This is a genomic window from Methylophilus sp. DMC14 (assembly GCF_056314085.1).
The window spans coordinates 538,379-550,346 of the sequence record NZ_JBQUZA010000001.1 but is presented as its reverse complement, the minus strand read 5'-3'; the positions used below and the strand labels follow the sequence as shown (position 1 = coordinate 550,346).

At 54.3% G+C, this 11,968-nt stretch carries 8 protein-coding genes; 5 read left to right on the top strand and 3 right to left on the bottom strand.

Translation table 11 applies throughout. From position 1 onward, the window contains the following. Positions 1–5 precede the first annotated feature (5 nt). On the top strand, positions 6–767 hold the full coding sequence (locus ACT53C_RS02740; protein ID WP_476144702.1) for a HesA/MoeB/ThiF family protein: 762 nt from the start codon (positions 6–8) through the stop codon (positions 765–767). Here the strand turns inward: ACT53C_RS02740 and ACT53C_RS02735 are convergent. Beyond that, the gene (locus ACT53C_RS02735; RefSeq protein ID WP_194748975.1) at positions 746–955 is read right to left on the bottom strand and encodes a (2Fe-2S)-binding protein; all 210 of its coding nucleotides are present in this window, start codon (positions 953–955) and stop codon (positions 746–748) included. The two genes, ACT53C_RS02740 and ACT53C_RS02735, sit on opposite strands and share 22 nt — an antisense overlap. 218 nt (positions 956–1,173) lie before the next feature. Continuing rightward, positions 1,174–4,128, bottom strand: coding sequence for a valine--tRNA ligase (locus ACT53C_RS02730; RefSeq protein WP_476144701.1), 2,955 nt, complete (start codon positions 4,126–4,128; stop codon positions 1,174–1,176). A 126-nt stretch (positions 4,129–4,254) separates the two neighbouring features. Here ACT53C_RS02730 and ACT53C_RS02725 point away from each other — a divergent pair, with 126 nt between their 5' ends. Beyond that, positions 4,255–5,766: an esterase-like activity of phytase family protein gene (locus tag ACT53C_RS02725; RefSeq protein ID WP_476144700.1), complete on the top strand. Its 1,512-nt coding sequence runs from the start codon at positions 4,255–4,257 to the stop codon at positions 5,764–5,766. 45 nt (positions 5,767–5,811) lie between these two features. Here ACT53C_RS02725 and ACT53C_RS02720 read toward each other — a convergent pair whose 3' ends face one another. Then, positions 5,812–7,092: an FAD-binding domain-containing protein gene (locus ACT53C_RS02720; protein WP_476144699.1), complete on the bottom strand. Its 1,281-nt coding sequence runs from the start codon at positions 7,090–7,092 to the stop codon at positions 5,812–5,814. 84 nt (positions 7,093–7,176) lie between these two features. On the opposite strand from ACT53C_RS02720, the gene ACT53C_RS02715 reads away from it, so the two are divergent. The 3 genes from ACT53C_RS02715 (at position 7,177) to ACT53C_RS02705 (ending at position 11,894) form a co-directional block, all read left to right on the top strand. Then, positions 7,177–7,623 carry an NfeD family protein gene (locus ACT53C_RS02715; RefSeq protein WP_476144698.1) on the top strand — a complete coding sequence of 149 codons (447 nt, stop codon included), beginning with the start codon at positions 7,177–7,179 and terminating at the stop codon, positions 7,621–7,623. 27 nt (positions 7,624–7,650) lie between these two features. Further along, complete coding sequence (locus tag ACT53C_RS02710; protein ID WP_194748970.1) at positions 7,651–8,496, top strand: SPFH domain-containing protein; 846 nt, start codon at positions 7,651–7,653, stop codon at positions 8,494–8,496. Between the two features lie 107 nt (positions 8,497–8,603). Then, the gene (locus tag ACT53C_RS02705) at positions 8,604–11,894 is read left to right on the top strand and encodes a transglutaminase family protein (RefSeq protein ID WP_476144697.1); all 3,291 of its coding nucleotides are present in this window, start codon (positions 8,604–8,606) and stop codon (positions 11,892–11,894) included. Positions 11,895–11,968 lie beyond the last annotated feature (74 nt).

Sequence of the window (11,968 nt, the reverse complement as noted above, 5' to 3'; positions counted from 1 at the left end):
AATACATGCAAGACGATTTGTTGTTACGCTACAGTCGGCACATCATGTTGCCGCAAATTGAATATGCAGGGCAAGAAAAGCTCACGCAAAGTCATGCCCTGATCGTGGGAGCTGGCGGCTTGGGGGCTCCGGTGGCGATGTATCTGGCCGCAGCCGGGGTAGGTACGCTGACCATTTGTGATTTTGATCAGGTAGACCTCACCAATCTGCAACGTCAAATTATCCATACTACGGCAGCGGTTGGGCAAAACAAGGCCATGTCAGCCCAGGCCACGATTGCGGCCCTCAATCCTGAAGTCAACGTCCATGTCGAAACGACACGGCTCAATGACGAGGCGCTTGCCGGACGGGTCTTGGCAGCAGATGTGGTGATTGATTGCTCGGATAACTTTGCTACGCGCTACTTGCTCAACCAGCTTTGTTTTGAGAGTAAAAAGCCTCTGGTCTCGGGGGCGGCCATCCGCTTTGAAGGGCAATTGAGTGTGTTTGATTTCCGCCATGCTGACAGCCCTTGCTACCACTGCCTGTATCCAGACGTCGGCGATGACCAGGCGTTGCGTTGTGCAGACAACGGTGTATTTGCTCCGCTGGTGGGTATGATAGGCACAGCGCAAGCTGCTGAAGCCATTAAGGTGTTGCTCAATATGGGCCAGACCATGAAAGGTAGGTTGCTATTGCTGGATGCGCTCAGTGCAGAATGGCGCACCATACGCCTCAAAAAAGACCCTTCCTGCGCGGTGTGTGGTCAGGCGGAATCTGTGGGCTGAGACTGTAACGACGCCACCAGTTCCGTAATCTCCCATTCGCAGCCAGCGCAGCCTGACAGCGCGCCAGAATAGCGCGAGATGCCATCCAGATCTTTGCCTTGCCTGACCAACTCGATAATCAGGCCACGCGTGGTGCCGCTGCAACTGCACAGCACCTCTCGGGGATCATTTTCAAGCAGGTCAGCCATTATTCCTTTTGTTCCTCAGCGCCGCCATATTCGGCAGCCACTCTCAATCCACCTGTGTATTGCAACCTAGACCAACAATAAAGCGATTGGTTTATTTCACAGGTTTTTAAAAGCGCATCGGCCGCCCTCTGACTGCAGGGCATCAATGATTACCAAATGACCACCCGCTTTAATACAAGCCGGTAATGCGTGCGTATACATGCGATACGCACGGACCATTACTTGAGTTTGGCCAGTTGCGCCTGTAGTTTTTCCAGGTTGGCGCTAAATTCTGTCAGGCGGGCTTTTTCCTGCTCAACCACGGCAGCCGGCGCGCGGGCGACAAAGCTTTCATTGCACAGCTTACCGTTGGCCTTGCCGATTTCACCCTGCAGCCTTGCGATTTCCTTGCCCAGACGCTCTTTTTCGGCGGCGACATCAATTTCTACCTTGAGCATCAGCTTAAAGTCAGCGGCCAGCATCACTGGCGCATCGGCTTCCGGTAGCTCGGCGACAATCTCGACGTTTTCCAGCTTGGCCAGCGACTTGAGGTAAGGCGCATAGGCGGTCAGTGCCTCGGCATCGCCCGCGGCAATGAGTGGCACTTTGGCCGCAGGTGAAATGCCCATTTCGCCACGCAGGCTGCGGCAGGCTTCGACAGCGGTTTTCAGTGTCGCCACCCAGGCTTCAGCCTGTTCGTCGATTTTCTCCAGATCGGCTTTCGGGTAGACCTGCAACATAATGCTCTCAGTGCCACGCGACTTGTCCTTGAGTTCGGTCATCGGTGCCACCGTCTGCCAGATCTCTTCGGTGATAAACGGAATAATCGGGTGTGCCAGCCGCAAGATGGTTTCCAGCACTCTTAACAGGGTACGACGGGTCGCGCGCTGTTCGGCTTCAGTGCCACCTTGTAACTGCACTTTGGCAATTTCCAGATACCAGTCGCAATACTGGTCCCAGACAAACTCGTAGATCGCCTTGGCAGCGAGGTCAAAGCGGTAGTCGTTAAAAGCGCGTTCCACTTCGGCTTCGGTGCGTTGCAACAAGCTCACAATCCAGCGGTCGGCCTGGCTGAATTTGCGGCCACCGGCTTCGCAACTCTCGGCGCCAAAGCCATTATCTTTGCCTTCTGTATTCATCAGCACAAAGCGGGTGGCGTTCCACAGCTTGTTGCAGAAGTTACGGTAACCTTCACAACGTTGCAGGTCAAACTTGATGTCACGGCCAGGTGAAGCCAGGCTGGCAAAAGTAAACCTTAAAGCATCCGTACCATACGCTGCAATGCCTTCCGGGAATTCCTTGCGGGTACGTTTCTCGATTTTTTCCGCATCTTTCGGGTTCATCAGGCCGGTGGTGCGTTTTTTCAGCAGCGATTCCAGATCAATGCCATCAATCAAATCAATCGGGTCCAGCACATTGCCTTTGGACTTGGACATTTTCTGGCCTTCGGCGTCGCGGATCAGGCCGTGCACATACACATGCTTGAACGGGATTTTGCCGGTCAGGTGTTTGGTCATCATGACCATACGCGCCACCCAGAAAAAGATAATGTCAAAACCAGTGACCAGTACTGAGGAGGGCAGGTATTGCTGCAAGGCCTGATTCTGCGCGTCCAGTGTTTCGTCGCCGGTCCAGTCTAAGGTGGAAAATGGCCACAGGGCAGAGGAGTACCAGGTATCTAACACGTCATCATCGCGCTTTAAATTACCGGTGTAACCTGCTTTGGCCGCCATCTCGGTAGCTTCTGCTTCATCATGCGCGACAAACACTTCGCCGTTTTCACCATACCAAGCAGGGATTTGATGCCCCCACCATAACTGACGTGAAATACACCAATCCTGAATATTGTTCAGCCACTGGTTATAGGTGTTGACCCAGTTTTCCGGATAGAACTTGATCTGGCCATCCGCTACCACTTCGAGCGCCTTTTCAGTGATGCTTTTGCCATCTTCGCCCGGCTTGCTCATCGCCACAAACCACTGGTCGGTGAGCATCGGTTCAATCACCACATTGGTACGATCGCCACGTGGTACTTTGAGTTTGTGTTTTTCGACTTTTACAAGATAGCCGCCAGACTCTAAGTCATCGACGATAGTTTTACGTGCAACGAATCTATCTAAACCTCTATAAGTGAGTGGAATATCTAGGTAAGTGTATTTTGGAGTATCTCTGCCAAGTTCTACACCACCATCTCGGCTAGCTGCTGTGTAATTTTGGGCATTGACCCATGGGTCATTGCTAACAGAGTCAATTATTTTGCCTTCTAAAGATAAGACACTAAATAAGGGTAATTTATGTCTTTGAGCTACCGCATAGTCGTTAAAGTCGTGCGCAGGCGTGACCTTGACCACACCAGTACCAAACTCCTTGTCTACGTAATCATCCGCGATAATCGGAATTTCGCGGTTGCACAACGGAAGAGTCACGTTTTTGCCGATCAAATGCGCATAACGCTCATCCTCAGGGTGCACCATCACCGCCACGTCACCCAGCATGGTTTCCGGGCGGGTGGTCGCTACGGTTAAATGGCCGGAACCATCCGCCAGCGGATAGTTGATATGCCACATCGAGCCGTCTTCTTCCTCCTGCACCACTTCGAGGTCAGACACGGCAGTGCCCAGTTTCACATCCCAGTTCACCAGGCGTTTGCCACGGTAAATCAGGCCTTCGTTATACAGACGGACAAAGCTCTCGGTGACGACCTTGTTGAGGCCTGCATCCATGGTGAAGCGCTCACGGCTCCAGTCGGGCGAGGTGCCGAGGCGGCGCATTTGTTTGGTGATGGTGCCGCCTGAGTATTCTTTCCATTCCCAGACTTTTTCGAGGAATTTTTCGCGGCCGAGATCGTGGCGGCTCACGCCTTGCGCATCGAGCTGGCGCTCGACCACAATCTGTGTGGCAATGCCTGCGTGGTCGGTGCCTGGTTGCCACAAGGTGTTATCCCCGCACATACGGTGATAGCGGGTCAGCGCATCCATGATGGTCTGGTTAAAACCGTGGCCCATGTGCAGCGTGCCGGTCACGTTGGGTGGCGGCAGCAAAATGCAGAAATTATCTTTGACCTCCGGGTTCATGCCGGCGGCGTAATAGCCTTTGCCTTCCCAAAAAGCATACCACTGGCTTTCAATGGTTTTCGGATCAAAGGATTTAGCGAGTTCGCGGGGTGTTTGTGCGTTTTGAGTAGAAGTAGTCATGCGCGTGATTTTACCACAGCCGCTTGGTTGATCTGGTGCTTGCCGCCACGTCGCGCTAGTCCTGTCATATTAAATTCACTGTCAGCGATTAATTTAGTCAAAATTTTTTAATTCTGGAGTTTTGACATGACTTTTAAACTAGCCGCCATGACCGTGGCGATTTCACTGGCATTGCCTGCCGTGGCAAATGCAACCCCTTCATTGATCGCGATGGGCAGTTTGTCCGGGACCACGGACTTGTCCAGTTTCACTGGCATGCTGGAAAACGGTGTGGATCATCAGAATGTATTGGGTGGCATGGGTTCTGGCCTGGCTTGGGCGGGGGGTAGTACTTTCCTGGCGTTGCCAGACCGTGGCCCGAATGCTAGCGAGTATAACCCGCTGGTAGACAATACCACTTCTTACATTTCGCGCTTTCAAACGCTCAACCTCAGTTTGCAACAAACCTACAATGGTTCGAGTTACAGTTATAGCCTGACCCCGACTTTGACTGGCACCACGCTGTTATACAGCAATACGCCGCTTAACTACGGCACGGGCGCCGCTGGTACAGGTAGCGTGGGCGGCCAAAACTACACATTGGGCAGTGGCGCGACTGTAAATGCAGGTAAATATTATTTCAATGGCCGTTCAGATAACTTTTTGGCAGGCACCAACTCCAGCAACTCGAATAATGGCCGTTTCGACCCAGAGGCCATCCGCGTTTCTAATGATGGCAAAAGCGTTTATATCAGCGATGAATATGGTCCTTATGTCTATCAGTTTGACCGTGCGACCGGCGCCAGAACCAATGTCTACAACTTGCCTTCAGCATTTACTGCGCAAAATTTGAGCAGCCAGGGTGCGAATGAAATCAGTGGCAATACTAGCGGCCGTGTGGCCAACAAAGGCATGGAAGGCCTGGCCATTACGCCTGATGGCAAAACACTGGTTGGTTTTGAGCAAAGCCCGCTGATTCAGGATGGTGGCGATGGTAGCCGTACCAACCGTATCGTGACGATTGATACGAAAACGGGTGCTACCAAGCAGTATGTCTATGACAACTTCCTCTCAGATAAAAACAAGACCTACAACAGCAGCGAGATTCTGGCGGTCAACGACCATACCCTGCTTGTGCTTGAGCGTGATGGTAAAGGGTTGGGCGATGGGTCCAAGGCCGACGTGAAACGCATCTACAAAATCGACCTCAATGATGTGAATGGCGATGGCGTTGCGGGCGACCAGGCGGTGGATATTGGCTCTCTGAATAGTGGCGCAGGGATCAGCGGCCAAAGTAACCTGCTGGGTTATGCGGCGCAAAAAAGCTTGTTCCTTGACCTGAAAGCGGCGCTCATCAATGCCGGGATTACCAATACCAATATTCCTGCCAAGCTCGAAGGCATGACATTTGGCGAGGACATCATGGAAGGTGGCGTGTTGTATCACACCCTGTACGTGGCCAATGATAATGACTTTGTGCCAGGCATTGCAGGGGCCAACAAATTCTTTGTGTTCAAGTTTACCGATGCAGACTTGAATGGCAGTCAATTTGTGAACCAGGCATTGTCCGTCAGTGCCGTGCCTGAGCCAGCCAATGTTTCGATGCTGATTTCTGGCCTGTTCCTGATGGGTTGGTTGCAACGTCGTCGTCAGCGCTAATCGAGCTGCTGTGAGTAAAAAGCCGCCTTTGCAAGGCGGCTTTTTTTATGCGGCTGGATCGTTTGAAAATCGGTCATCGTCGTTGGTAAACACCAGCGGCTCAACTTTTTTCCAGTAGCGGCTAAACCGCATCAGCTCATGGTCGCTGAAGCAGGTGTCATAGAGGCTGGGTTCGTTTAGCCAAGTAAGTCGTGCATCGTCAGCCGCTGCTTTGAGCTGCGCGTTCGGAGTGTTCTGGCTGATGATGTGCCTCTGCGAATAGCTTGCCAGTACTTGTGCTGTGCTGCCAATCCATATGTCTGCCTCTGGGATTTCGCTCAGGCAATCGGCCATGAATTGCAGGCGTTTCAGGGGCCATTGCCCGTAAAGCGCAGGGTCAAATGCAAAGACGCGAGTGGCCTTACTCTTTAGTAGAGCATGCTCTGGCGATAACATTTCGTCATGAAGCCAGATCAGGGCGCTGTCGTCATGCGAGGGTAAGCGCTGCGCAGTGATTTCTAGAGGCATGTGCGCGTTGCTGGCGACTGAAGCCTGATCAGCAGTTTGCGGCGGCAGGGCACTAAATAATTGCTGTTGCAATGTTTCGTAGCTGGCATCAAACGGGCAGCGCACATGGCATTGCTGACACCAGGGGTCGCCCCCGAATTTGACGATATTTTCTTTATTGAAAAAATAAGGTTTATGGCTAAAGCTGGCGCCTATCCATTGCCAGGAGAGATGGTTGGACGCCCAATCGCCATCGAGCAGCTGTTGCTCAAACCAGTCTGCCGCCTGGCGCCAGTCTACTTTTAACCAGTGCAGCACATAGGCGGCAAACCACATACGGGCATGATTGTGCAGATAGCCCTCCTGTCGCAGACTGCGCACAATCTCGTCCATGCACACCAGTCCGGTGAATCCTTGTTCGATAAAAGCAGGCAGAGGGTGATCACCCAGCGCCACTTTGGGCGCTTCCATCGGTTGCTTGATCGCCTCGCCAAAACGGTACCAGACCTGCCTGAAGTAGTCGCGATAGCTGAGCTCTGCAATCAGTTTGATCCCGCGGTTACCAACGCTTTGGCGGACCACTGTTACTGCTTCTTGCAGTGAAAGACAGCCATGGCGCAGGTAAGGCGAGAGCCGGGTCACTGCGCCCTGCAGATGATTGCGGCTGTGGCCATAAGCCTCGGCATCTATGTCAGACAGCCGCTGCAATGCTGCGACGCGGCCGCCTTGCCAGCGGTCGTCCAAATCTGGTCCGTTGGCCTGCGGAAAGCAGGTGCGGATTTGTACCAGCCGTTCCCGGCGGTCAGTCGCAAGCGTAAGGCGGACAGGCGGTTGAGTCATTCCCCCATTTTGACACAAGTAGTGATACCATGCGCTCAAAGATTCATGGTCGTTAATTCATCGTGGTTTGGGGAGGGGCTGGTTATGCAGACTGGATGGTGGTGGTGCGGATTGGGTCTGGTGCTGTTATGCTCGGAAATGCTGCTTGGCACCTTGTACTTGTTATGGCTAGGCATTGCCGCACTGGCAATGGCAGCGCTCACCCTGGTTTGGCCTGAGATGTCATTAGCCGTGCAAGCCCTCAATTATGCCGTGCTGGCGGCACTGGCCTTGACCATCATGCGCAAGCTGGAGAAACGCAAGCCTGACTTGCGGGTTGGACAGGCGCAGGGCGAGGAAATCGGTCGTGAAGGCGTGGTGATTGAGGCTATTTCTCCCATGCAACCGGGCAAGATCCGGTTTGCCCAAGGGGTGTTGGGTAGCCGCGAATGGGTAGCTTATGCCGATACGGCCATGGCTGTGCAACAAGCGGCAATCATTGTCGCCGTGGAAGGCAACAGCTTGCGTGTGGCGCCTGCCCACCACGGTTAATCGTTTTAATTATTGAGGGGAGTCGTTATGACCGAAGTCAGTGTCATTGTCATCGTACTGGTAGTGATCGCCATAGTGAAAGGGGTACGTATTGTGCCGCAGGGCGAAGAATGGGTGGTCGAGCGGCTCGGTAAATTTGCAGGCATTCTCAAGCCCGGCCTAAATGTGATCAACCCGGTATTCAGTAACGTCAGTTACAAGGTGACCACCAAAGATATCATTCTCGATGTCCCAGAGCAGGAGGTGATCACCCGTGATAACGCGGTGATTCTGGCCAATGCGGTGGCGTTTATCAAGGTGACCAATATCGAGCGTGCGGTCTACGGCATCGAAAATTTTCGTGAAGCCATGCGCAATATGGTGCAAACCAGTTTGCGTTCTATCATCGGCGGCATGGATCTGAATCATGCGCTGACCTCGCGTGACCGGATCAAGGCTGAGCTTAAAGAAGCGATTGCCGATGAGGCGCTGGACTGGGGTCTCACCGTCAAAAGTGTGGAGATTCAAGACATCAAACCCTCTGCCAATATGCAGGATGCGATGGAGCGTCAGGCAGCGGCCGAGCGGGAGCGTGTGGCGGTGGTGACCGAAGCCGAAGGCGCCAAGCAGTCGTTGATCTTGAATGCCGAAGCCCGCCTGGAAGCCGCGCGTAAAGACGCAGAGGCGCAAATGGTGGGGGCTCAAGCCTCAGCAGCGGCGATTAAAATGATTGCCGAGGCGGTCAAGGAAAACAATACCTCTGCCACCTTTTTGCTGGGTGACCGTTATATTCAATCAATGCAAAAAATGGCCGACTCCAATAATAGCAAAATTGTTGTGCTGCCAGGCGATGTGGTGAGCGCGGTCAAAAATCTGGTAGGCGGCAGCAAGTAAGTCGATCAGGGTTGGCGTTTAATTGCCGCCACGCGCTGGGTTTTGGCGTGGCTGGCATATTTCCTGCATCACACTGCTTAAAATCATAATATTATTGAGGATCAGCAGTGGCTATACGCGTCGCTTTACATCACCGCACCCGCTATCAATTTGACCGCCTGGTCAATCTTTCGCCACACGAAGTCCGCCTCAAGCCCGCTGCCCACGCGCGCACGCCGATTTTGTCGTATTCGCTGACGGTTAATCCTGAACAGCATTTTATCAACTGGCAGCAAGACCCCTACGGCAACTACATTGCCCGTTACGTATTCCCCGAAATGGTGCGTGAGCTCGACTTTACGGTCGATTTGGTGGCAGATATGACCGTCATCAATCCGTTTGATTTTTTTGTCGAGAAATATGCCGAGCATTACCCGTTTAACTATACCGCGCAGCAGGCGTTCGAGCTGACCGCCTATTTGCAGCCAGATCCGGTCGGGCCCTTGTTGCAGGCGTGGATGACGGAAATGCGGCAAGCCGTGATCAAACCCGAAGTCGGCATTGTCGACTTTCTGGTGGCCGTCAATCAGCGTTTGCAGGCTGAAATCGGCTATACCGTGCGCATGGAGCCGGGCATACAAACCCCGGAAGAGTCTCTGCAGAAGCGCACAGGGTCTTGCCGGGACTCCGCCTGGTTGCTGGTGCAAATCATGCGCCACCTGGGCTTGGCCGCGCGCTTTGTTTCCGGCTACCTGATTCAGCTCAAGGCCGACGTTGCGGCGCTGGATGGCCCCAGTGGCACCGACAAGGATTTTACCGATTTGCATGCCTGGACCGAGGTGTTTATTCCCGGCGCAGGGTGGGTTGGGTTGGATCCTACCTCTGGACTGATGGCCGGAGAGGGGCATATTCCGTTGGCGTGTACGGCGATTCCTTCCTCGGCAGCGCCAGTGACTGGCTTCACCGATATCGCCGAGGTCACATTCACGCATGAGATGACAGTAACGCGCATTCACGAAGACCCGCGCGTGACCAAGCCTTACAGCGAAGCGGACTGGCAAGCCATCCTAAAGCTGGGTGACAAGGTGGATGTTGAGCTCAAAAAACACGATGTGCGGCTGACGCAAGGCGGCGAACCAACCTTTGTGTCGATTGATGATATGGATGGCGCACAATGGAACACCCTGGCACTGGGAGATCACAAGCGGCAACTGGCCGGTGACCTGGCTTTGCGCCTGAAAGCGCACTTTGCCCCGGATGGCTTTTTGCACTATGGTCAGGGTAAATGGTATCCCGGTGAGCCCTTACCGCGCTGGGCCATCAATATTTACTGGCGCCCGGATGGCAAACCGGTGTGGCGCGATGCCAGCCTGTTTTCGGCCGAAGCACACAATGATGGCTATAGCGTAGCGCAAGCAGAAGCCTTTTCCCGTCATCTGGCCGACATGCTGGGCTTTCCCAAGGCTTGTGTGATTGCCGCTTATGAAGATGTGATGAGTCTCGCGCAACAAGAGCAGCAGTTACCGGTGAATCTCGATCCGCTCAAGCTGGATTTGCAGGATGCGACAGAGCGCAAACGGCTGGCAGATTTGCTCAACCAGGGCTTGGGGCAAGTGGTTGGTTATGTTATGCCGCTCAAGCCGGACGAGAGCCAGTCTGCCGGGGCATGGCTGACCAGCAAGTGGCCGTTGCGCCGCGAACATTTGTATCTGCTGGGTGGTGACTCGCCCATGGGCTTGCGCTTGCCCTTGTCCTCGCTGCCATGGCAGTTGCCTGCAGAGATGGAGCCAGAATTTCCCCTGGACCCGTTTGAGCCACAGGCAGCGTTGGCGACCGCCAAATCACCCACGGTGCGGATCAAGCACAAAACAACGCAGCCGCTGGCTCGGGAAGTGGTCCATACCGCGTTATGCGTACAGGTGCGCAATGGCCGGCTGTATGTGTTTATGCCGCCAGTGAGTCGACTGGAAGACTATCTGGATTTACTAAGTGCCATTGAGCAAACTGCGGCCGATTTGAAACTCAAACTGTGGCTGGAAGGCTATCCCCCACCACGCGACAGCAGGCTCAAGTTGCTCAGCGTGACGCCGGACCCCGGCGTGATCGAAGTGAATATCCACCCGGCGAAAACCTGGAAAGAGCTGGTGACAAACATCAACGTCTTGTACGACGAGGCGCGTCTGTGTCGGCTCGGCACTGAGAAATTCATGCTGGACGGCCGCCACACCGGCACCGGTGGCGGTAACCATGTCACGCTGGGTGGGGAAACGCCGGCGGATAGCCCCATGTTGCGGCGCCCGGATGTATTACGTAGCCTGATTACCTACTGGCAAAATCACCCCGCCTTGTCTTATCTGTTTTCAGGGACCTTTATTGGCCCGACCAGTCAGGCACCGCGCGTGGATGAGGCCAGGGATGACAATTTGTATGAGTTGGCGATTGCTTTTCAGCAGATGGAACAAGCCTTACCCGCAGGCAAGGAAAGCGAGCAGCCGTGGCTGGTTGACCGGCTACTACGCAATTTGCTGGTGGATTTAACCGGTAACACGCACCGCTCGGAGTTTTCCATCGACAAACTCTATTCGCCGGATGGCCCCACTGGCCGCCTTGGGCTGGTGGAATTCCGTGCTTTTGAAATGCCGCCGCATGCTCGCATGAGTTTGCTGCAAAGCCTGTTACTGCGTGCGCTGGTGGCCCGCTTCTGGAAAACGCCATATACCGGCAAACTGGTGCACTGGGGGACCGAGCTGCATGATCGCTGGATGTTGCCGCATTTTGTGGCGCAAGACATCGCCGATGTGGTGGCCGATTTGCGCGATGCAGGTTATGCCTTTGAACAGCGCTGGTTTGAGCCCTTTGTCGAGTTCCGTTTTCCGCGCTATGGCACCGCGGCTTATCATGGCGTGGAGCTGGAATTGCGCCAGGCCATAGAGCCTTGGAATGTACTGGGTGAAGAAATGGCGGGGGGGGGCACCGCGCGTTACGTGGACTCTTCCGTCGAGCGCATGCAGTTGCGTGTGCGGGGCCTGACCGATGGCCGCCATGTCGTGACCTGTAATGGCCGACCCTTGCCGCTGCAACCAACCGGCCATGCCGGGGAATATGTGGCTGGCATCCGCTTCCGTGCCTGGAGTCCGTGGTCAGCGCTGCATCCGACCATTCCGGTGCAAGCGCCGCTGGTGTTTGATCTGGTGGATACCTGGAGTGAAAAATCCCTGGGAGGATGCACCTACCATGTCTCGCACCCAGGGGGGCGCAATTACAATACGTTCCCGGTGAATGCAAATGAAGCTGAGGCACGGCGTTTTGCACGATTCTGGGCGCATGGCCATACGGCGGGCAAGGTGACTGTGGTAAAAGAACCACCGAATCCACGTTTTCCATTTACGCTTGATCTGCGATGGCAGCCGAATGTGTGAACATCCTGTTACACTCAAGGTCTTGTTTAATAGGCCGCGCGTTTGAGTCGCACCATGATCCTCGCTTAACCACG